The sequence below is a fragment of the Arenimonas terrae genome, from assembly GCF_006265115.1.
GTDB classification, from domain to species: Bacteria; Pseudomonadota; Gammaproteobacteria; order Xanthomonadales; family Xanthomonadaceae; genus Arenimonas; species Arenimonas terrae.
The window spans coordinates 1,174,093-1,194,746 of the sequence record NZ_SMDR01000001.1 but is presented as its reverse complement, the minus strand read 5'-3'; the positions used below and the strand labels follow the sequence as shown (position 1 = coordinate 1,194,746).

Sequence of the window (20,654 nt, the reverse complement as noted above, 5' to 3'; positions counted from 1 at the left end):
AACCTATGTGCGGCATCATCGGAATCGCCGGCGCCAGCGACGTCGCGGCGGCCCTGTACGACGGCCTGACGGTGCTCCAGCACCGCGGCCAGGACGCGGCCGGCATCGCCACGATGGACGGCAACAAGGTCCGCCTGCACAAGGGCAACGGCCTGGTGAAGGAGGTCTTCGACGAGGACGCGATGGCGCTGCTGACCGGGCGAGTGGGCATCGGCCACTGCCGCTACCCGACCGCCGGTTCAGAAGGTTCGGATGAAGCGCAGCCCTTCTACGTGAACTCGCCCTACGGCATCGCCCTGGCGCACAACGGCAACCTGATCAACACCGACGCGCTGCGGCGCCTGGTGTTCGAGCAGGACAAGCGCAACGTCAACACCGAGTCCGACTCCGAGGTGCTGCTGAACGTGTTCGCGCACGAACTGCAGGCGCAGGGCGCGCTGACGCCGCAGGCCGCGGTGGCCGCGGTCGCCGGCGTGCACCGCCGCTGCACCGGCGGCTACGCGGTGGTGAGCATGGTGCTGGGCCTGGGCCTGGTCGCCTTCCGCGACCCGCACGGCATCCGGCCGCTGGTGCTGGGCAAGCGCCAGCGCGCCGACGGCGGCACCGACTACGCGGTGGCGTCGGAAAGCGTCGCGCTCGACATCCTGGGCTTCGTGCGCGAGCGCGACATCCAGCCGGGCGAGGCGGTGGTGATCACCGGCAACGGCCAGCTGCACGCCGAGGTCTGCGCCGAGGCGCAGCAGCACGCGCCCTGCATCTTCGAGTACGTGTATTTCGCCCGCCCGGACTCGATGATCGAGAACATCTCGGTGCACAAGGCGCGCATGCGCATGGGCGTGACCCTGGGCCAGAAGATCCTGCGCCTGCGGCCCGACCACGGCATCGACACCGTGATCCCGATCCCGGACACCTCGCGCGACGCCGCGCTGGAGATCGCCAACGTGCTGGGCGTGAAGTACCGCGAGGGTTTCATCAAGAACCGCTACGTCGGCCGCACCTTCATCATGCCGGGACAGGGCGAGCGCGTGAAATCGGTGCGCCGCAAGCTCAACCCGATCCCGCTGGAGTTCAAGGACCGGGTGGTGCTGCTGGTGGACGACTCGATCGTGCGCGGCACCACCAGTCAGCAGATCGTGCAGATGGCGCGCGACGCCGGCGCCAAGAAGGTGTACCTGGCCTCGGCGGCGCCGCCGGTACGGCACCCGAACATCTACGGCATCGACATGCCCTCGGCCGAGGAGCTGGTGGCGCACGGCCGCAGCGAGGCCGAGATCGAGAAGCTGCTCGGCTGCGACTGGCTGATCTACCAGGACCTGGCCGACCTCGAGGCGGCGGTCGCCGGCCCGAAGTTCCCGGGCAAACGTTTCGACAGCTCCTGCTTCAGCGGCGAATACGTCACCGGCATCGAGCCCGGTTATTTCGAACGCATCCAGCAGCTTCGCAGCGACGACGCCAAGCGCAAGCGGCGCGCGTCCTGAGCCGGCGCCGGGCGGAGACATGCGCTCGCTGTTCGATGCCGCCCGCGCCTGTCTTGACGAGGCCGAGCCGGCCCGCAAGGTCGCGCTGACGCACGCCGCGGCGACGGCCTTCCGCGCAGGCGAGCTTGGTATTCCCGACGACGCGCCGCCGCCGGCGCCGATCACCGCGCCGGGCCGGCCGGAAACGCCGCGGCTGGTGCATCCGCGCGACGTGCCGCAGCGCGGGATGGGCACGGTCGAAGGCCGCGCCGCCTTCCTGCACGCCATTGCCCACATCGAATTCAACGCCGTCAACCTGGCCTGGGATGCGGTCTACCGCTTCCGCGGCATGCCAGTCGGGTACTACGCCGACTGGGTCGGCGTGGCCGACGACGAGGCCCGCCACTTCGCGATGCTGTCCGCGCGGATGGCCGAATTGGGCGCGGCCTACGGCGACCACGCCGCGCACAACGGCCTGTGGGAGATGGCGGAAAAGACCGCCGACGACTGCCGCGTGCGCATGGCCCTGGTGCCGCGCGTGCTCGAGGCGCGCGGCCTGGACGTGACGCCGGGCATGATCGCGCGGCTGCGCGGCAACGGCGACGCCGTATCGGCGGAGATCCTGGAAGTGATCCTGCGCGAGGAAGTGGCCCACGTCGCCGCCGGCACCCGCTGGTACCACTGGTGCTGCGCGCGCGAGGGCCTGGCGCCCGGGCCCGAGTTCATCCGGCTGGTGCGCGAGGTCGCGCGCAGTTCGGTGCGGGGCCCCTTCAACCGCCCGGCGCGCGCCGCCGCCGGTTTTGATGACGACGAGATGCGCCTGCTCGAGGCGATGGAGTGACCGCATGATCCGCAAGCTGCTGCTGATGTCCGCGCTGGCGCTGGCCGCCTGCCAGCCCGCCGAGGTCGACCCCGCCTTCGACGAGGCCAAGGGCGCCGAACTGCTGAAGGCCTACGAGGCCGCGCGCGCCGACGCCGACTGGGAGATCGCCGAAGCCAGGGGCGACGAGCTTCGCCGCCGCCACGGCGAGACCGAGGCCGCGAAGACGATGCGCGCGACTCTGGACCAGGTGCGCGCCGAAGCCGAGGCGATGCGCGAGATGCGCCGTCTGGCCGGCCTTTGGGAATACCAGGCCATTCCCGCCGCCGGCGGCACCCAGCACACGGCCGCGATCTACAGCCGGGTCGAGACCAGCCCCGAGTCGGAAGAGGACGAAGTGGCGGCGATCCCGGACGCGCGCCTGATCCTGCGCCGGCATCCCGAATGGGGCGACAGCGTCTACCTGGTGCTGACCCAGAAGGCGCTCGAATGCGGGCCGCCGTGCCGGCTGCAGATCCGCTTCGACGAGGGCCAGGCGCAGTCCTACGTCGGCGACCCGGCCGACACCGGCACGGGGCCGGCGCTGTTCATCGAGGAGCGCGAACGCTTCCTCGCCGCGATGCGCGCGGCCAAGCGCGTGCGCGTCCAGCTGCCGCGCTCGGGCCACCTGGTCCCGGTCTTCGAGTTCGAGGTCGGCGGCTTCCGCCCGCCGCCGGCGCTGCTGGACTGAGTTCGCGCGGCGCACGGGGCGCCGGCGTCAGATCGCGGTGAGCGCGAGGCCGTCGGCGCTGGCGCGCAGCACCGAGCCCTGCTCGTACCAGTCGCCGAGCACGACCCGGATCGCGGGCTGGCCATTCACGGTCAGCGCATGGATGGCCGGGCGGTGGGTGTGGCCGTGGATCAGGCGGTCGACGCCGTAGCTCGCCAGCGTGCTTTCGACCGTGGCCGGCGTGACGTCGGTGATCATTTCCGAGACGCCGGCCTGGTGCTGCCTGCTGGCCGCGCGCGCCTGCGCGGCGAAGGCCTGCCGCGCCGGCAGCGGTTGCGCAAGGAAGTTCGCCTGCCAGGCCGGATCGCGCACCTGGCGCCGGAACGCCTGGTAGGCCGCGTCGTCGCTGCACAGCAGGTCGCCGTGCATCAGCAGGGTGGGGCGGCCGTGCAGCGAGATGACGCACGGGTCGGGCAGCAGCGTCGCGCCGCAGCGTTCGGCCATGGCCTGGCCGTACAGGAAATCGCGGTTGCCGCGCATCAGGAACACCGGCACGCCGCGGGCGGCCAGCGCCCGCAGCGTCGCGCACACCGAGGCGCCGGGTTCGCCGGGATCGTCGTCGCCGACCCAGGCTTCGAACAGGTCGCCCAGGATGTAGAGCGCCTCGGCCTGGCGCGCTTCGCCGGCCAGGAAGTCCAGGAACAGGGCCGTGATCGCCGGGCGCGAGGCGTCCAGGTGCAGGTCGGAGACGAACAGCACGGTCATCGGGTCGAAGGCTCCGTCGGTTCGGCCGGCGACGGCGCGGGCGGCGGCAGCGGATCGAGCAGCTGCACGCGTTCGATCACCACCGGCGTGTCGGGCACCCAGGCCGGGAACGGTCCGCGCGCGGACGTGGGCAGCGCGGCGATGCGCTCGACCACGTCCAGGCCCTGCAGCACGCGCCCGAACACGGCATAACCGGCGGTGTAGGCGCTGTCGCCGTCGCCGCGGTCGAAATGCGGGTTGTCGGCCAGGTTGATGAAGAACTGCGCCGTGGCCGAATCGCTGACGCCGCGGTCGCGCGCGGCGGCGATCGTGCCGCGGCGGTTGGACAGGCCGTTGCCGGCCTCATTGGGCACCGGTGCGCGGCTCGGTTTCTGCTGCAGGTCGGGCGTGAATGCGCCGCCCTGCACCAGCAGGCCCGGCACCACGCGGTGGAAGACGGTGCCGTTGTAGTGGCCATCGCGCGCGTAGGCCAGGAAGTTCTCGACCGTCTTCGGCGCGGCGGCGGCGTCGAGTTCGATCGTGATCTCGCCGAGCGAAGTCACCATCAGCACCCGCTGCGGCGCCGGCGCGACCACCGGCGGCGTCAGCGGCGCGGCCGGCGCCGGCACGGCGGTGGCGAAGGCGGGTGGCGTCAGCAGCAGGCAGGCGAAAAGCAGGATCGGACGGACCGGCATCCGCGGCTCCGGGGCAGGCAGGATCGACGGTCATGGTACCGCAGGCTCCGCCCTCAGCCCGGCCGGCGGCGGGCGCGGGTAGGATGGAAAACCCCATCGATACGGAGATCCGTCCATGAAGCCGCTCGCCCTCGGCCTGTCCACCCTCTGCCTGCTCGCCGGCGCTGTCCTGGCCGCCGAGCTGCCGCGCACACCGTCGCCCGCGGACGCAGCGGTGTATTTCATCAGCCCCCAGGACGGCGAAACGGTCACCGGCCCGGTGCAGGTGCGCTTCGGCCTGCGCGGCATGGGCGTGGCGCCGGCCGGCACTGTCGCCGAAGGTACCGGTCACCACCACCTGATCGTGGACGCGCCGCTGCCTCCCGCCGGCCAGCCGATCCCGAACGACGCCCGGCACCTGCATTTCGGCAAGGGCCAGACCGAGACCACGCTCACTCTGGCGCCCGGCAAGCACACCCTGCAGCTGCTGGTCGGCGACCACAGCCACATCCCGCACGACCCGGTCGTGGCCTCCGAGGTCATCACCATCACGGTGAAGTGACCCGGTCCGCCCGTCCCGGCCCCCGAGCAGGGGCCGGGGCGAGCGCGTAAAATGCCCGGCTTCCCGTTCCCCGAGCCCGGCCCGATGACCTGCCGCACCCGTTTCGCCCCCAGCCCGACCGGTTTCCTGCATATCGGCGGCGCCCGCACGGCGCTGTACTGCTACCTCGAGGCGCGCCGCCGCGGCGGCCAGTTCATCCTGCGGGTCGAGGACACCGACCGTGAGCGCAGCACCCAGGCCGCGATCGACGCGATCCTGGAGGCCATGGACTGGCTGGGCCTGGAGTACGACGAGGGTCCGGTCTTCCAGACCGCGCGCCTGGACCGCTACCGCGAGGTGGCCGAGCAGATGGTCGCCGCCGGCACGGCCTACTACGCCTACGAGACCAAGGAAGAGCTCGAGGCCATGCGCGAGGCGGCGATGGCCGCCCAGCTCAAGCCGCGCTACAACGGCCACTACCGCGAACGCAACGAGCCGTACCGCGACGATCCGAACCGGGTGATCCGCTTCAAGAACCCGATCGGCGGCACGGTGGTGTTCGACGACAAGATCAAGGGCCTCATCGAATGGAGCAACGACGAGCTCGATGACCTCGTCATCTTCCGCTCCGACGGCTATCCGACCTACAACTTCGCGGTCGTGGTCGACGACCTGGACATGGGCATCACCGACGTCATCCGCGGCGACGACCACGTCAACAACACCCCGCGCCAGATCAACATCTACAAGGCCCTGGGCGCGACGGTGCCGCACTTCGCGCACATGCCGATGATCCTCGACCCGGAGGGCGCCAAGCTGTCCAAGCGCTCCGGCGCGGCCAACGTGATGTCGTACAAGGAAGAGGGCTATCTGCCGCATGCGCTGGTGAACTACCTGGCGCGCCTGGGCTGGTCGCACGGCGACCAGGAAATCTTCAGCCGCGACGAGCTCAAGGCGCTGTTCGCGATCGAGGACGTCAACCAGAAGGCCTCGCGCCTGGACCCGGCCAAGCTGGGCTGGCTCAACCAGCACTACCTCAAGACCGACGATCCGGCCGAGGTGGCGAAACACTTCGAGCCGCAGCTCGTTGCCGCGGGTTACGACCTGGCCAAGGGCCCGAAACCCGCCGATGTCGTGGTGGCGCTGCGCGACCGCGTGCAGACCCTTAAGGAAATGGCCGAACGCGCCGCGGTCTGGTACCAGCCGCTGGCCGTGTACGACGACGCGGCCGTGGCCAAGCATCTGGTGGCCGCCGCGAAGGCGCCGCTGGACACCGTGCGCGGCGAACTGGCGAAGCTGGGCGAGTGGTCGGTTCCGGCCGTGCACGGCGCGCTGGACGCCACCGCCGCGGCGCTGGGCGTCGGCCTGGGCAAGATCGCCCAGCCGCTGCGCGTGGCCATCACCGGCACCCAGGTCAGCCCCTCGATCGACCACACGGTGTTCCTGGCCGGCCGCGAGGCCGCGCTGGCGCGCATCGACGCCGCGCTGGCGAAGATTCCCGCCTGAACCCGAGCCCCCGCACGGCTCGCGGCGAATTGATTTCGCCCCGGCCAAGGCCCACCCTAGCCCCATGCCACGCCACGCCCACGACACCGACTGCACCAGCCCCGAGCATCACGTGCACGATGCCAGCGGCTACGTGCACGCGGTCGAAAAGGCCTGCGAAGAGCGCGGCCTGCGCCTGACCCCGCTGCGGGCCCAGGTGCTGGGCCTGATCGCCGCGGCCGGCAAGCCGGTGAAGGCCTACGACCTGCTCGATTCGATGAAGACGCAGAACGGCAGCAGCGCGCCGCCGACGGTCTACCGGGCGCTGGATTTCCTGCTCGAGCAGGGCTTCATCCACCGCCTGGCCTCGATCAATGCCTTCGTCGGCTGCCACCACCCGCACGCGCGCCATTCGGTGCCCTTCCTGATCTGCGACAACTGCCAGGCGGCGACCGAGCTGGAGGACGAACGCATCCCGCAGCTGCTCGACAGCCAGGCCAAGGCCCTGGGTTTCGTGCCGCGTGCGCAGACCCTCGAGGTGCACGGCCTGTGCGCAACCTGTTCGGCGGCCTGATGCGCACCCGCGCGCTGGCGCTCGCGCTGTCCCTGGCCGCCGCATCGGCGGCCGCGCAGGATTTCCCGGTCGATCCGCCCGGCGGCGAGCCGACGCCGCCGACCACGCCGCCGGCCGGCATCGCCCTGCCGGAAATGCTGCCGCCGGCGCCCGAGCTGGTGACGCCGCTGGCCATCCTCGACCGCCTGGTCGTGCCCGGCACGCGCCTGCAGCTGGAATGGCGCCCGGCCGGCGGCATCAGCAATGCCGAGATCGCCAGCCCGGTGGTGGTGGCGCGCGGCGCGATGGCCGGCCCGGTGCTGTGCCTGGTCGCGGGCATCCACGGCGACGAGATCAACGGCGTCGAGATCGTGCGCCGCATCGCCCACTCGGTGGACCCGACCCGGCTGTCGGGCACCGTGATCGGCGTGCCGATCGTCAACGTGTTCGGCTATTCGCGCGGCTCGCGCTACCTGCCGGACCGGCGCGACCTCAACCGTTCGTTCCCGGGCAGCCGCCACGGCAGCATCGCCTCGCGCATCGCCAATGGCTTCTTCCAGGACATCGTGCGCCACTGCGATGTGCTGGTGGATTTCCACACCGGCAGCTTCGACCGCAGCAACCTGCCGCAGGTGCGCGCCGACCTGACCCAGCCCGACGTGCTGGAGTTCACCCGCGGCTTCGGCGCCACCGTGGTGCTGCACAGCCCGGGCAACCGCGGCATGCTGCGTACCGCCGCGACCGCGGTCGGCATTCCCTCGGTCACGTTCGAGGCAGGCGCGCCGACCAGGCTTGAACCGGCCGAGATCGCCCAGGCCGTCGCCGCCATCGACCGGCTGATGCTCAAGCTGGGCATGCGCCAGGCCGAGGCCGACGTGGTCGAGATCAACGCCGTGCCGCTGGCTGCGCAGGCCGAACCGGCGCCGATCTTCCTGGACTCGCGCTGGGTGCGCGCCAATTCCGGCGGCCTGCTGATCAGCGAAGTCGCGCTGGGCCAGCGGGTGGTCGCCGGCCAGCGCCTGGGCCGGGTGGTCGACCCGGTCAGCAATATCGAGCGCTACATCCTGGCGCCGGTGCCGGGCCGCGTGATCGGCATGTCGCAGAACCAGGCCGTGCTGCCGGGTTACGCCGCCTTCCACCTGGGCACCGAGACCAGCGAACAGCAGGCGGTGCAGGAAGCGGCGATGCCGCATGCGCCCGAACCGGTGGCCGAAGATCCGGAAGAGCGGCCCGAAGCGGCCGAGGTCGAGGACGGCGAGGACTACGAATAGTCCCCGCCGCCGGCTTCTTGCGCCGGTGGAACTCAGAAGCTGACGCGCAGGCCCACCGCGACGTTGCGGCCGGGCAGGGACGCGAAGTCCTTCAGGAACGACGTGTGTGCGCGCGCTTCCTGGTTGGTCAGGTTGCGGCCTTCGAGGAAGGCTTCCCAGCCGGTCGCACCGACATCCCAGTGATAGGCCAGGCCGGCGTCGACCAGCGTGTAGCCGTCGGTGGCGCTTTCGCCGGCCGCGACCTCGTCCTGCTCGGCCACGCGCACCGCGCCGATGCGTGCGCGCCAGCCGGCCAGCGACCAGTTCAGGTCGGCACCCACCCGGCCGGGCGCGATGCGCGGCAGTCGGCCGCCATCGTCGAGCTTCGCGTCCACGCCGTCGGCGAACACGCGCAGTGTCCACAGGCCGCTGGCGTTCTCGAACAACTCGGCCGAGCCTTCGGCTTCCCAGCCGGTGAAGGTCGCGTCACCCTGGATCCAGGCGCGCACCGGCAGGCCGTCGAGTTCGGCGCCGGTGTCGGACAGGTAGATGAAGTCGTCGAAGGCCGTGCGGTACACCGACAGCTTGCCCTCGAAGCGGCCCTGGTGCAGGTGCAGGCCAAGCTCGGCACTGGTCGCCGACTCCTTGTCGAGCGCGGCGTCACCGATTTCGTAGCTCTGGGTGGCGATGTGCGGGCCGTCGGAGAACAGCTCTTCGGCGGTCGGCGCGCGTTCGGCGCGGTCCAGGTTGATGCTCAGGTGCATCAGCTCGCTGAAGCGCCACAGGCCGCCGACCGCGAGGCTGGTGGCGTTGCGTTCGACGTCGGCCAGCGCGCCCTCGGGGTCGATGCGCACGCGGTCGTGGCGCGCGCCGAGCTCGAGCTTGAAGTCGCCGAAGTCGCGCTCCTGCACCAGGAACAGGCCGGCATCGCGGGTGACCGAAGGCGGCACGAAGGCCTCGTCGCCGATCGCGGCGAAATCGCGCCGGCCGTACTGCAGGCCGAAGGCGCCGCGCCAGCCGGCGATCTCGTTCTGCACCGCCTCCAGGCGCACTTCCGTGCCTTCGTTCTCGAACACGGTGCCGACCGCGTCGCCCTCGAACTCGGTGTGCTCGTACTGGCTGCGGGTGGCGCGCCAATTCAGTTCCTGCAGCGGGCCCAGGCCGCGGAAGCCGCCGCGCAGGTCCAGGCGGTCCTGGCGCAGGTCCAGGCGCACGACTTCCTCGCCGTGTTCCTCGTCTTCCTCTTCGCCCCCTTCGTGCGCGTGCGCGCCGGGCGGGATGCCGTAGTTGCTGCGATACGTGTTGGCCGAAGCGCCGAACCAGGCGCGCTCGCCGAACCAGCTGGCACCGACGGCGCCGCCTTCGGTGGTGAGCGCGCTGTTGGGCAGCCTGCCGCGGGCGAAGTGTTCGAGCTCCTCGCCTTCGGCCAGTTCCTCCGCGATGAGCTCGGGCGAAAAGGCGTAGCCGGGAATGCGGTAGTCGCCGCTGTCGCGGCGGAAAAGGTCGGCGTGGAAGGTGAGCGGGCCGGCGTCGGCGTCGATGCGGCCCATGCCGGTGTTTTCGTCCGACACGCTGCCGTGGCGGATCTCGGCCCGGCCGGTGAGGTCGCGGCCGGCGCGCTGGGTCGGCACGCGGCCGTCCACCACGTTCACCGCGCCGCCGATCGCGCCGCTGCCGTAGAGCAGGGTGGCGGGGCCCTTGAGCACTTCGATCTGGTCGGCGAGGAAGGGTTCGATGGTGACCGCGTGGTCGGCGCTGATGGTCGACACGTCGGCGGCGCCGGTGCCGCCGGTGAGCACCTGCACGCGCGCGCCGTCCTGGCCGCGGATGATCGGCCGGCCGACGCCGGCGCCGAAGTAGGACGACTGCACGCCGGTCTGGCGCTCCAGGGTTTCGCCCAGGGTGCCGGCCTTGCGGGCGTCGAGCTCTTCGCCGGCGAGCACCTCGACCGGGCGGGCCAGGTCGTCGATGGCGTTGCGCAGCGGCGAGGCCGTCACTTCGACGGCATCGAGGGTGCGGGCGGTGTCGTGGTCGTGCGCGTCGCCGCGGTTGTCGGCCAGGACCAGGCCGGGCAGGGCCAGCAGGATGGCGGTGGTCAGGGCGGCGGGGCGGGGGATTCGGGGCATGGTCACGGTCCGGTTGTCTGGGCTCGGGGCGGAATGTTATATTGTTCCAACTTGAGCGCAATCCCCCGGACGTCATGGCCAGCCTGATCAAACCGCGAAGGTTCCACCTGCCGCACTGGGCCGACCGCCTGGGCGCCGTCGGCGCATTCATCTGCGCGCTGCACTGCGCCCTGATCCCGGTGGCGCTGGCGGTGGTGCCGGCCCTGGGTCTGGGCCTCGTGGCCTGGCACGGCTTCGAATTCGCCTTCAGCAGTTTCGCCACGGTGCTGGCCCTGATCAGCCTGTACCTGGGCTACCGCGGCCACCGCGCCTACCACGCCTGGCTGCTGGTCGCGCCGGGCCTGCTGCTGATCTGGGGCGCCTATCTGTATCCGCCGCTGCACGATTCGATCACGCCGCATGCGGTGGCCATGGCCATCGGCGGTGTGCTGATCGCACTGGCGCATCTGGTCAACCTGCGGCTGTCCTGGGGCCATTCGCACTGAGGCACCGGGCCGGCCATCTTGGTCGGCAGGGCGCGCGGTGGTAGGCTACGCGCCTCACCGAACATCACTTTCTAAGGAATCACCATGGGTAGGGGCGACAAGAAGACCGCCAAGGGCAAGCGTTTCACCGGCAGCCACGGCAATGCCCGTCCGCAGACGGTCAAGAAGCCGACCGCCGCGAAGGCTGCCACCGTGAAGGCCCCGGTCGCCAAGGCCCCGGCCAAGAAGGCTCCGGCCAAGAAGGCCGCCGCCGCCAAGTAATCGCGCCCCGCGCGTTGCTGGTTCGAAGCCCCGCTCCGGCGGGGCTTCGTCGTTTCCGGGCGCTCAGTCGCTGACGCGGCGCCCGGCGATGTGCACGGCATAGGCCACGTCGCCGCCGAGCCAGTAGCACAGCTCCGCCGGATGCTGGATGTTCCACTGCACGAAGTCGGCGCGCTGGCCCGGCTGCAGCCGGCCGCGGTCGTGCAGTCCGAGCGCGGCGGCGGCATGCACGGTGGCGCCGCGCAGGGCCTCTTCGGGCGTGAGCTTGAAGTGGGTGCAGGCCAGCGACATCGCCAGCCGCAGCGACTGCAGCGGCGAGGTGCCGGGGTTGAGGTCGGTGGCGACCGCCATCGGCACGGCGTGTTCGCGCAGCGCGGCGATCGGCGGCAGCTTCGTTTCCCGGAGCACGTGGAAGGCCCCGGGCAGCAGCACAGCGACCGTGCCGGCTTTCGCCATCGCGCGCACGGCGGCTTCGCCGGTCCATTCGATGTGGTCGGCCGATAGCCCGCCGAACTCCGCGGCCAGGGCCGCGCCGCCGAGGTCGCTGAGCTGGTCGGCGTGCAGCTTCACCGGCAGGCCGAGCGCGCGCGCGGCCTCGAACACCCGCCGCGTCTGCGCCGGCGAGAAGCCGATGCCTTCGCAGAAGGCGTCGACCGCGTCGACCAGGCCTTCGGCGTGCAGCACCGGCAGCCATTCGCAGACGGCGGCGATGTAATCGTCGGCGCGGCCGGCAAATTCCGGCGGCAGCGCATGCGCGGCCAGATAGGTGGTGCGCACCGTCAGGCCCAGCGCCTCGCCGAGCCGCCGCGCCGCGCGCAGCATCCGCCGCTCGCTGTCGAGGTCCAGGCCGTAGCCGGACTTGATTTCGAGCGTGGTCACGCCGTCGGCCCGAAGCGCGCGGGCGCGCGGAAGCGACGCGGCCAGCAGCGCCTCCTCGTCCAGCGCGCGGGTGGCGCGCACCGTCGAGACGATGCCGCCGCCTTCGCGGGCGATCTGTTCGTAGGTCGCGCCCTGCAGGCGGCGCTCGAATTCCACCGCGCGGTCGCCGCCGAACACCAGGTGGGTATGGCAGTCCACCAGGCCGGGCGTGATCCAGCGCCCCTGCGCGGAATCCACGCGCGCGGCCAGGGCGGCGGGTTCGCCCGGCAGGTCGCCGCGCGGACCGGCATAGGCGATCAGCCCGTCCTTCCAGGCCAGCACGCCGTTGTCGATGGCGCCGTAGCCGCCCAGGTCGTCGCGCAGCGTCGCCAGGCGCGCGTCCAGCAGCAGCCGGTCCCAGGGCGGCGCGAGCCGGCCGATCACCGGATCGCTCCCTGCGTGCGCAGGCTGGCCGGGTCGAAGCCGTAGTGCCGCGCGATCTCGTCGCTGTGCTGGCCCAGGGCGGGCGGTGCGCGCTCCAGCCGCGGCGGCGAGGCGGACAGTTTCAGCGGGCTGCCGACCATCGGCACGCCGTCGATGGCGATGCGCATGCCGCGCGCCTGCGCCACCGGGTGGTCGAGCGCCTGCCGCACCGAATTGATCGGTGCCGCCGGCACGCCGGCACGTTCGAACAGCGCCAGCCAGTGCGCGGTCGTTTCGCCGGCGAACAGCGCCTGCAGGTCGCCGCACAGCGCCTCGCGGTGTTCGACCCGCGCCGCGTTGTTGAGGAAACGTGGATCGCGCAGCCATTCGCTGCGGCCCAGCGCCTCGCAGGTCTGCATCCAGAGTTTTTCGCTCGCCACCGCCAGCACGAACTCGCCGTCGCGGGCGTGGAAGGCCTGGTAGGGCACGATGCTGGCGTGGGCATTGCCGTAGCGCGCCGCCCCGCCTTCGGTGAACAGCGCATTGCTGCCGACGTTGGCGAGCAGGGCCAGCTGACTGTCGAACAGCGACACGTCGATGCGCTGGCCCCTGCCGGTGTGGTGGCGCTGCATCAGCGCGGCCAGGATGGCGGTGGCGGCGTTCTGGCCGGTGGACAGGTCGGCCACGGCCACGCCGACCTTGTGCGGTTCGCCGTCGGCCGGCCCGGTGATCGACATCAGCCCGGCCTCGGCCTGCACGACGTAGTCGTAACCCGGCAGCTGCGCGCCCGGTCCCGAACGGCCATAGCCGGAGATCGAGCAGTACACCAGGCGTGGATTGATCTTCGCCATCGCCTCGTAGCCCACGCCCAGCGACTCGGCGCCGCCGGTGCGGTAGTTCTCGACCAGCACGTCGGCCTCGCGCACCAGCGCCTCCAGCAGCGGCCGCGCGGCCGGCGCGCGCAGGTCGATGGCCAGCGAACGTTTGTTGCGGTTGCAGCAGGCGAAGTACGCCGACATGCCGTCCAGGAAGGGCGGGCCCAGCCCGCGGGTGTCGTCGCCGTCGAAGGACTCGAGCTTGATCACGTCCGCGCCCAGGTCGGCGAGCACCATGCCGCACCACGGCCCGGCCAGGACCCGCGACAGTTCCAGCACCGTTATTCCGGACAGGGCATTCATGGGCCGGCATTGTATGCGGCCCGGATGCGGTCATGCGAAACTCGCGCCATGCCGGACCTGCCCACCGAACACCTGTTCACGCCCGAAGGCTGGGCCAAGCTGGCCGCGGTCGACAGCGTCGACGCGGCCGTCGCCCGCTGGCGCATGAGCGGCCTGCCCAACCTGCATTCGCACGCCTTCCAGCGCGCGATGGCCGGCCTTGCCGAACGCCAGAGCCATCCCGAGGACAGCTTCTGGACCTGGCGCGAGCTGATGTACCGCTTCGCCGGCCGGGTGACGCCGGACACCCAGTACGCCATCGCACGGCAGCTCTACGCGGAGATGCTGGAGTCGGGCTTCACCACCGTCTGCGAATTCCATTACCTGCACCACCAGCCCGACGGTCGCCCCTACGACGACCCGGCCGCGATGTCGAAGGCGCTCATCGCCGCGGCCCGCGACACCGGCATCCGCCTGACCCTGCTGCCGGTGCTGTACATGACCGGCGGTTTCGACGGCCGCCCGCTGTCGGAACGCCAGCGCCGCTTCGGCCACACGCTCGACGGCTTCCTGGCGCTGCTGCAGTCGCTGCGCGCGCTCGAGCACGACACCCTGAAGGTCGGCGTCGCCCTGCACAGCCTGCGCGCCGTGCCGGAAGCGGCGATGCACGAGCTGCTGGCGGCGATCGCCGGCACGCCGATGCCCGTGCATATCCACATCGCCGAACAGATCGGCGAAGTGCAGGACTGCCAGGCCCTGCGCGGCGCCCGCCCCGTCGAATGGCTGCTGGCGAATGCGCCGGTGGATGCGCACTGGACCCTGGTGCACGCCACCCATCTGGAAACCGCGGAAGTGCAGGGCATCGCCGCCAGCGGCGCCACGGTGGCGATCTGCCCGACCACCGAAGCCAATCTCGGCGACGGCCTGTTCCCGCTGCGCGATTTCCTTGCCGCCGGCGGCCATTGGGGCATCGGTTCGGATTCGCACGTGTCGGTGTCGCCGGTGGAGGAGCTGCGCTGGCTCGAATACGGCCAGCGCCTGGTCACGCGCCGCCGCAACATCGCCGTCAGTGCCGACCAGCCCAGCACCGGCGAGTTGCTCTACACCCAGGCCCTGGCCGGCGGCCTGCGCGCCTGCGGCCAGCCGGCGGCCGCGCAGGATTGGATCGTGCTCGACCCGGGCGCGCCGGCGCTGGCCGGCGCCACGCCTGCCGACCTGCTCGACCGTTTCGTGTTCGGCGGCAACCGCGGCCTGGTGCACGAGGTCCATGTCGCCGGCCAGACCGTGGTGGCCCAGGCCCGGCACCGCGACCACGACGACATCGCCCGCCGCTACGGCGAGGCGATGAAGGACCTGCTGGCGGATTGAGCCGGCGCTGCGGGGGTTCCGTCGCCAGCCCGCGGCCTTCCATCGCAAGCCGCCCCGGGTGGCCGTCCGGGCGGGCAGCCTGAAACGGTCCCTCATCCGGAGTCCGCCATGTCCCTGCCCAGCCAAGCCCTGATCCTGGCCCTCGCCGTCGCGGCCGCGTCCCCCGCCCAGGCCCTGAGCCAGGCCGACCTCGAGGCCAAGCTGGCGCAGCGCTTGCACGGCGACCGCACCGGCGCCTGCTTCGCGGTGGCCGTGGTCGACAAAAACGTCACCCGCGCCTTCGCCTGTGCCGATGCGGACAAGGCGCTGCGCGTCGGACCCGACACCGCCTTCGAGATCGGCTCGGTCAGCAAGACGATGACCTCGGCCCTGCTCGCCGGGCTGATCCACGAAGGCAAGGGCTCGCTGGACGACCCGCTGTCGGCCTGGCTGCCGGACGGCATCAAGGTGCCGGGCTTCGAGGGCCAGCCGATCCTGCTGCGTCATGTGGTCAGCCATACCAGCGGCCTGGCGGCGCTGCCGCCCGGCGTCGCGATCGAGAACGCCGCCAATCCGTATGCGCCGGTGACCGCCGAGATGCTGCTCGCCGCGCTCGAGCGCAGCGAATTGTCGCGGGCGCCGGGCGCGGGCTTCGACTATTCGAACTTCGCCTCGATGCTGCTCAGCTACGCGGTCGCTCGCCGCGCCGGCGCCGATTTCGAGACCCTGCTCGACGAGCGGGTGTTCACGCCGCTGGGCATGACCGGCGCCCACATCAACCGCCGCCCCGACGGCGTGCGGGTCGCCCAGGGCCATCTGCCGAACGGGCAGCCGACGCCGGCCTGGGATTTCCGCACCGACGTCGCCGGCGTCGGCGGCGTGCGCGCGACGCTCGACGACATGGTCCGCTACGTTCAGGGCCAGCTCGGCGCTGCGCCGGAACCGCTGGCCGCGGCGCTGGCGCTGAGCCAGCAGCCGGTGAATCCCGGCGCGCAGCCGGCGATGGCGATGAACTGGATGCTGGCGCCGCTCAACGGCCGCACCTGGCATGCGCACGAGGGCGGCACCGGCGGCTTCTCGTCCTTCGTCGCCTTCGACCGCGCGGCCGCACGCGGCGTGATCGTGCTGTCGGACACGGCGCTGCATTCGCTGGGTGGCCTCGGCAGCCTCGGCCTGCACCTGGCCGATGCCTCGGTGCCGCTGGGCAAGCCGCGCAAGGTCGTCGCCGCGCCTGCCGAGCTCGTGGACGCGCTGGTCGGCCACTACACCCTGCAGGGCGGCATGAAGATGGAGCTCAGCCGCAAGGGCGAAGCGCTGGTGATCCAGGCGGAAGGCCAGCCGGCTTTCGAGATGGGCCACGACGACGCCGGCGATTTTTATCCGCTGGCCTTCGACGCGCTGCTCCGGCCGCAGCGCAAGGCCGACGGAAGCTACGGCTTCACCTGGGTGCAGATGGGCGCGCAGCTCGCCGCCGTCCGCCGCGACCTGGCGCCGAAGCCGGCGATGCCGGCGCCGTCCGCCGAAGCGCTGCAGGCCTATGCCGGCGACTACCCGCTGATGCCGGAGTTCTCGCTGAAGGTGTTCGAGCGCGACGGCCGGCTCTTCGTCCAGGGCAGCGGCCAGCCCGCGCTGGAAACGGTGGCGGTGGCCAAGGACGTGTTCACCGTGGACGCCGTCGGCGCCGAGATCCGCTTCGAGCGCGACGCCGCCGGCCGCGTGGTCGCGGTCGTCCTGCACCAGGGCGGCCAGGTGCTGCGCGGGGCCCGGCCGTGAGCCGGGACGCCCGCTGCCGCCGCGGTCCGCACGGTATCCTTCGCCGGCCATGACCGACGCCACCTCCGCCCGCTATTCGCTCCAGCAGACGCTTCCGGCCGAAGTGCTGGTGGGCGGCGACTCGACCTGGGGCCGCTACCGCCAGTACCCGGTGTTCAGCCTGCGCTGGCTGCGCGGGCGAAGCGCGCTGTTCGCGGTATTCATCGCACTGTTCGCCGCGCTGTCGATGATCGGCACGGCCGCGGCCACGCACGACTACCCGCTGGGCGCGTTGGCCGGCGCGCATATGTTCGTAGCCTTCCTGTTGATGGCCACCACCGGTCCGGCGCTGGCGACCTGGGTGCGGCACCGCCGCTGGCCGCAGCGCCGCGAACGCCTCGGCGTGGTCCTGGCCGTGCTGGCCGGCATGGGAGCCAGCTATTTCGTCGACAAGTGGGCCTCGACCTACGTCGAGAAGGAAGTCGAGGACGCACTGGTCGAACAGGGCCTGGCGACGCGCAAGAAGCCCGACATCTCGCCGGCGATGAAGCCGGTGGTGATGGTGCTCAACGGCGCCGTCCTGGTCGGCATCTACGGCCTGTTCGGAGGCGGCCTGGCGCTGCGCGCCTATTTCAGCGAAGACCGGCGCTGGCAGGAGAACCGCCGCCGCCAGGAGATCGAGGCCCTGCGGGCCCAGAAGCAGCAGTCCGACCTGCGCCTGGGCCTGCTGCAGGCGCAGGTGGAGCCGCACTTCCTGTTCAATACGCTGGCCTCGGTGCGCGCGCTCGTGCGCCAGGATCCGGGCCAGGCCGAAGCCACGCTGGATGCCCTGGTCGACCACCTGCGCGCCACCATCCCCAAGCTGCGCGACGGCGAGGCGATGCTGCATTCCACGCTCGGGCAGCAGCTCGACATCTGCGCCAGCTATCTGTCGCTGATGAAACTGCGCATGGGTGGTCGCCTGAGTTTCGCCGTCGAGGCCGACGCTTCGCTTCGCGCGCGGCCGTTCCCGCCGCTGCTGCTGATCACCCTGGTCGAGAACGCGATCAAGCACGGCATCGAACCGCAGCCGGGCCCGGGCCGGGTCGACGTGCGCGCCTCGCTGCGCGGCGACCGCCTGGTGCTGAGCGTGGTGGACGACGGCGCCGGCCTGCAGCCCGGCCTCGGCAGCGGCATGGGCCTGGCCAACGTGCGCGACCAGCTCGCCACGCGTTTCGGCGAGGGCGCCAGCCTCAGCCTGCGCAGCCTGGCCGGCCGCGGTGCGGTCGCCGAGATCATCCTGCCGCCGGAGCCGACGCCGTGAGCCGCATCACCGCACTGATCGCCGAGGACGAAGCGCCTCAGCGCGCCGCCCTGCTGGACATGCTGGCCGAGGCCTGGCCGGCGCTGGACGTGGTCGCGGTCTGCGAGGACGGCGTGTCGGCGCTCGAGGCCGCGCGCGAGCACCGTCCCGCGGTCGCCTTCCTCGACATCCGCATGCCCGGCGTCAATGGCCTGGACGTGGCGCGCGCGGTGGTCGCCGGCGGTGGCCTGGTGGTGTTCACCAGCGCCTACGACGACTACGCGATCAAGGCCTTCGAAGCCGGCGCGGCCGATTACGTGCTCAAGCCGGTCCAGCCGGCGCGCCTGGCGCAGGCGGTCGAGCGCCTGCAGGCACGCCTGGAGGAACCGCGTCCGGCCGACCTGCAGGCCCTGGTCGAGAACCTGGAAGCGCGCCTGCGGCCGCAGGGCGAACGCCTGATCCGCTGGATCAGCGCCAGCATTGGCGACAGCGTGCGCATGATCGGCATCGACGAGGTGCTGTACTTCCAGGCGCAGGACAAATACGTGCGCGTGGTCACCGGGCACGACGAGGCGATCATCCGCACGCCGGTGAAGGACCTGCTCGCCGGCCTCGACCCGGACACGTTCTGGCAGGTGCACCGCGGCGTGGTGGTGCGCGTCGCCGCGATCGACCGCCTGCGCAAGGACGAACTCGGCAAGGCCACGCTGAGCCTGCGCGGCCGGGACGACTGCCTGCCGGTCAGCGCCGCCTTCCTGCACCGATTCCGCGGCATGTGAGCGGCCGGTGGCCGCAGGCCACGGGCCGAGGGTAGAGTGGCGGCGTCGCTTCGACCTCCGGATCGCTCCCGATGCTGCGCCTGATCCTGCTGTGCCTCGTGCTGCTCTCGGCGCCTCCCGCGGCGGCCGCCGAGCGCGTCACCGTGTTCGCCGCCGCCAGCCTGCAGGAAAGCCTGGACACCGTGGCCGAACGCTGGACCGAACGCTCCGGACAGCCGGTGGTGATTTCATATGCCGCGAGTTCGGCCCTGGCCCGGCAGATCGAGCAGGGTGCGCCGGCCGATGTTTTCGTCTCCGCCGACCTGGAATGGATGGACTACCTGCAGGCGCGCCGCCTCGTCGACCCGGCGACGCGCGTGTCGCTGGCGCGCAACCGCCTGGTCGTGATCGCTCCGGCCGCGACTGGGCCCGCGGCGCTCGCCCTGGAAGCGGGTGAACTGAAGGCGGCCCTGGGCCCGCAGGGGCGCCTGGCGCTGGGCGAAACCACCAGCGTGCCGGCAGGACGTTACGCCCGCCAGGCGCTGGAAGCCCTGGGGCTCTGGCAGGTCGTCGCCGACCGCCGCGCCGAAGCCGACAACGTGCGCGCCGCGATGGCCTTCGTCGCGCGCGGTGAAGCGCCGCTGGGCATCGTCTACGCCACCGACGCCTTGGCCGAGCCGAAGGTGCGGGTGGTGGCGGACATTCCGGCCACCAGCCATGCGGCCATCGTCTACCCGGCAGCGCGCATGGCCGCGGCGCGGGCCGCGCGAGCGGACGCGTTCCTGCGTTTCCTGTCCGGCCCGGAAGCCCGTGCCGTGTTCGAGCGCGCCGGTTTCGATCCGCCCTGAGTGCTGACCGCCGACGAAATCGCCATCGTGTCGCTGAGCCTGCGGGTGGCCGCGCTGGCGGTGCTGTGCGCGCTGCCGTTCGCCATCGCCGCGGCCTACGTGCTGGCGCGGCTGCGATTCCGCGGCAAGGTGCTGTTCGACGCCGTCGTGCACCTGCCGCTGCTGCTGCCACCGGTGCTCACCGGCTACGTGCTGCTGGTGCTGTTCGGGCGCCAGGGTGCGATCGGGCAGGCGCTGGAGCAGTGGTTCGGCCTCAGCCTCGCCTTCCGCTGGACCGGCGCGGTGCTGGCCGCGGCGGTGATGGCCTTCCCGCTGTTCGTGCGCGCGATCCGGCTGTCGATCGAGGCGATCCCGCGCGAGATCGACGAGATGGCCGCCAGTCTCGGCGCCCGGCCCTGGGCGAAGTTCTTCCAGGTGATCCTGCCGCTGAGCGTGCCAGGCATCGCCGCGGGCATGGCCCTGGCCTTCGCCAAGGCGCTGGGCGAGTTCGGCGCCACCATCACCTTCGTCTCCAACATCCCCGGCGAGACCCGCACGCTTTCGCTGGCCATGCATTCGCTGATGCAGCTGCCCGGCGGCGAGGCCGGCATCACCCGGCTGGCGGTGGTATCGGTGTTGCTGGCGCTGGGCGCCCTGCTGGCGTCGGAGTGGATGGTGCGCCGATCGGCCTACCGCCGGGCCAGCGAATAGGGCGGAAACCTGAACGGAATCCGGTCAGCGGCCGTACAACATCGGCCCGCGGCCCAGGTCTAGACTGGCTCCGCCACCCCCGCCGGAGAACGCCATGAAACGTCTCGCCCTGACCCTGCTGCTCGGCTTGTCCGCGTTCGCCGTCCACGCGCAGACCCCGGCGCCCGCGGAAGAAGCCACCCCGGCCGTCGCCGCCGAAGACGTCACCGTCATCACGCCGGCCGAGACCGCCAGGCTCGACAACGGCTGCGTGCGCGAGACCGGCACCCGGCTCAAGCGCCGCGACCAGCGCGGCTGCACCGGCTCGCCCGGCCAGTCCTACAGCCGCGCCGACATCGATGCCACCGGCGCCGTCGACACCGCCGACGCGATCCGCAAGCTCAGCCCGCGCGCCACGGTCGGCCGCGGCCACTGACTGCCGCCGCATGCACTGC

Annotated in this window: 21 protein-coding genes; 16 read left to right on the top strand and 5 right to left on the bottom strand. The window is 71.7% G+C overall.

What is annotated here, in order from left to right; translation table 11 throughout:
- Positions 1-5: 5 nt before the first annotated feature.
- From purF to E1B00_RS05810, 3 genes are read left to right on the top strand one after another with little or no spacing between them, the layout of a single operon-like run.
- Positions 6-1,478 (top strand): amidophosphoribosyltransferase, encoded by a 1,473-nt coding sequence (purF, locus tag E1B00_RS05820; RefSeq protein WP_139446548.1) that lies wholly within the window; start codon positions 6-8, stop codon positions 1,476-1,478.
- Between the two features lie 19 nt (positions 1,479-1,497).
- Positions 1,498-2,298: a ferritin-like domain-containing protein gene (locus E1B00_RS05815; RefSeq protein WP_139446546.1), complete on the top strand. Its 801-nt coding sequence runs from the start codon at positions 1,498-1,500 to the stop codon at positions 2,296-2,298.
- Positions 2,299-2,302: 4 nt separating this feature from the next.
- Positions 2,303-3,007: a hypothetical protein gene (locus tag E1B00_RS05810; RefSeq protein ID WP_139446544.1), complete on the top strand. Its 705-nt coding sequence runs from the start codon at positions 2,303-2,305 to the stop codon at positions 3,005-3,007.
- A gap of 27 nt (positions 3,008-3,034) precedes the next feature.
- On the opposite strand, the gene lpxH is transcribed toward E1B00_RS05810, so the two are convergent.
- Together lpxH and E1B00_RS05800 are read right to left on the bottom strand one after the other, a co-directional pair.
- Positions 3,035-3,751 carry a UDP-2,3-diacylglucosamine diphosphatase gene (lpxH, locus tag E1B00_RS05805; RefSeq protein ID WP_139446542.1) on the bottom strand — a complete coding sequence of 239 codons (717 nt, stop codon included), beginning with the start codon at positions 3,749-3,751 and terminating at the stop codon, positions 3,035-3,037.
- Positions 3,748-4,425, bottom strand: coding sequence for a peptidylprolyl isomerase (locus tag E1B00_RS05800; protein ID WP_139446539.1), 678 nt, complete (start codon positions 4,423-4,425; stop codon positions 3,748-3,750). The genes lpxH and E1B00_RS05800 overlap by 4 nt, the downstream gene beginning before the upstream one ends.
- Before the next feature lie 115 nt (positions 4,426-4,540).
- On the opposite strand from E1B00_RS05800, the gene E1B00_RS05795 reads away from it, so the two are divergent.
- The 4 genes from E1B00_RS05795 (at position 4,541) to E1B00_RS05780 (ending at position 8,254) form a co-directional block, all read left to right on the top strand.
- The gene (locus tag E1B00_RS05795) at positions 4,541-4,966 is read left to right on the top strand and encodes a DUF4399 domain-containing protein (protein ID WP_139446537.1); all 426 of its coding nucleotides are present in this window, start codon (positions 4,541-4,543) and stop codon (positions 4,964-4,966) included.
- An 84-nt stretch (positions 4,967-5,050) separates the two neighbouring features.
- A complete protein-coding gene (gene gltX / locus E1B00_RS05790) occupies positions 5,051-6,451 on the top strand; it encodes a glutamate--tRNA ligase (protein WP_139446535.1) in 1,401 nt (466 codons plus the stop codon).
- A gap of 64 nt (positions 6,452-6,515) precedes the next feature.
- Positions 6,516-7,004, top strand: a complete 489-nt coding sequence (locus E1B00_RS05785) for a transcriptional repressor (protein WP_139446533.1) — start codon at positions 6,516-6,518, stop codon at positions 7,002-7,004.
- Entirely contained in the window at positions 6,980-8,254 is a 1,275-nt protein-coding gene (locus E1B00_RS05780) for a succinylglutamate desuccinylase/aspartoacylase family protein (RefSeq protein WP_139446531.1), read from the top strand. Before E1B00_RS05785 ends, E1B00_RS05780 begins: the two co-directional genes overlap by 25 nt.
- A 32-nt stretch (positions 8,255-8,286) precedes the next feature.
- Here the strand turns inward: E1B00_RS05780 and E1B00_RS05775 are convergent, their stop codons facing one another.
- Complete coding sequence (locus E1B00_RS05775) at positions 8,287-10,359, bottom strand: TonB-dependent receptor (RefSeq protein ID WP_139446529.1); 2,073 nt, start codon at positions 10,357-10,359, stop codon at positions 8,287-8,289.
- Between the two features lie 41 nt (positions 10,360-10,400).
- Here E1B00_RS05775 and E1B00_RS05770 point away from each other — a divergent pair, with 41 nt between their 5' ends.
- Positions 10,401-10,844 carry a MerC domain-containing protein gene (locus E1B00_RS05770; RefSeq protein WP_425456446.1) on the top strand — a complete coding sequence of 148 codons (444 nt, stop codon included), beginning with the start codon at positions 10,401-10,403 and terminating at the stop codon, positions 10,842-10,844.
- 84 nt (positions 10,845-10,928) lie between these two features.
- Positions 10,929-11,105 carry a 30S ribosomal protein THX gene (locus E1B00_RS05765; protein WP_139446525.1) on the top strand — a complete coding sequence of 59 codons (177 nt, stop codon included), beginning with the start codon at positions 10,929-10,931 and terminating at the stop codon, positions 11,103-11,105.
- Between the two features lie 63 nt (positions 11,106-11,168).
- Here the strand turns inward: E1B00_RS05765 and hutI are convergent, their stop codons facing one another.
- Both hutI and E1B00_RS05755 read right to left on the bottom strand, forming a co-directional pair.
- Positions 11,169-12,407, bottom strand: a complete 1,239-nt coding sequence (hutI, locus tag E1B00_RS05760) for an imidazolonepropionase (protein WP_246048489.1) — start codon at positions 12,405-12,407, stop codon at positions 11,169-11,171.
- The gene (locus tag E1B00_RS05755) at positions 12,404-13,564 is read right to left on the bottom strand and encodes a CaiB/BaiF CoA transferase family protein (protein ID WP_139446523.1); all 1,161 of its coding nucleotides are present in this window, start codon (positions 13,562-13,564) and stop codon (positions 12,404-12,406) included. The genes hutI and E1B00_RS05755 overlap by 4 nt, the downstream gene beginning before the upstream one ends.
- 48 nt (positions 13,565-13,612) lie before the next feature.
- On the opposite strand from E1B00_RS05755, the gene E1B00_RS05750 reads away from it, so the two are divergent.
- The 7 genes from E1B00_RS05750 (at position 13,613) to E1B00_RS05720 (ending at position 20,635) form a co-directional block, all read left to right on the top strand.
- Positions 13,613-14,911, top strand: coding sequence for a formimidoylglutamate deiminase (locus E1B00_RS05750; RefSeq protein ID WP_139446521.1), 1,299 nt, complete (start codon positions 13,613-13,615; stop codon positions 14,909-14,911).
- A gap of 108 nt (positions 14,912-15,019) precedes the next feature.
- Positions 15,020-16,663 carry a serine hydrolase gene (locus tag E1B00_RS05745; RefSeq protein ID WP_139446519.1) on the top strand — a complete coding sequence of 548 codons (1,644 nt, stop codon included), beginning with the start codon at positions 15,020-15,022 and terminating at the stop codon, positions 16,661-16,663.
- A 49-nt stretch (positions 16,664-16,712) separates the two neighbouring features.
- Positions 16,713-17,945 (top strand): sensor histidine kinase, encoded by a 1,233-nt coding sequence (locus E1B00_RS05740; RefSeq protein ID WP_139446517.1) that lies wholly within the window; start codon positions 16,713-16,715, stop codon positions 17,943-17,945.
- Positions 17,942-18,703, top strand: a complete 762-nt coding sequence (locus E1B00_RS05735; RefSeq protein ID WP_139446515.1) for a LytR/AlgR family response regulator transcription factor — start codon at positions 17,942-17,944, stop codon at positions 18,701-18,703. Before E1B00_RS05740 ends, E1B00_RS05735 begins: the two co-directional genes overlap by 4 nt.
- Before the next feature lie 71 nt (positions 18,704-18,774).
- Complete coding sequence (gene modA, locus E1B00_RS05730) at positions 18,775-19,530, top strand: molybdate ABC transporter substrate-binding protein (protein WP_139446513.1); 756 nt, start codon at positions 18,775-18,777, stop codon at positions 19,528-19,530.
- Positions 19,531-20,220, top strand: a complete 690-nt coding sequence (modB, locus tag E1B00_RS05725; RefSeq protein ID WP_139446511.1) for a molybdate ABC transporter permease subunit — start codon at positions 19,531-19,533, stop codon at positions 20,218-20,220.
- A 94-nt stretch (positions 20,221-20,314) separates the two neighbouring features.
- A complete protein-coding gene (locus E1B00_RS05720; protein ID WP_139446509.1) occupies positions 20,315-20,635 on the top strand; it encodes a hypothetical protein in 321 nt (106 codons plus the stop codon).
- Positions 20,636-20,654: the final 19 nt, after the last annotated feature.